Origin of the sequence: Pseudomonas sp. SIMBA_068 (genome assembly GCF_046534705.1) — a bacterium.
Lineage (GTDB): Bacteria > Pseudomonadota > Gammaproteobacteria > Pseudomonadales > Pseudomonadaceae > Aquipseudomonas > Aquipseudomonas putida.
This window is the reverse complement of the sequence record NZ_JAWRYI010001900.1, coordinates 1-228: the sequence shown is the minus strand read 5'-3', so window position 1 is coordinate 228 and position 228 is coordinate 1. Positions and strand designations below refer to the sequence as shown.

At 60.1% G+C, this 228-nt stretch carries 1 pseudogene; it reads right to left on the bottom strand.

The window, feature by feature from the left end:
- Nucleotides 1–228: pseudogene (gene actP / locus SB756_RS36390) on the bottom strand (cation acetate symporter); the annotation flags it as partial.

The following is a 228-nucleotide window of genomic DNA, read 5'->3' as shown; positions in this document are numbered from 1 at the left end:
CGTTCGTTTTCAGCTGCCTTGGACTTGTCGGTGACCGAGAAGAACCAGATACCAACGAAGGCAATCAGCATCGAGAACAGCGCCGGGTACTCGTACGGGTAGATCGCCTTCTCGTGGCCGAGGATCTGCACCCAGATGGTCGGGCCAAGCACCATCAGGCCCACTGCACTCACCAGGCCCAGCCAGCCACCGATCATGGCGCCGCGGGTGGTCAGTTTCTTCCAGTAC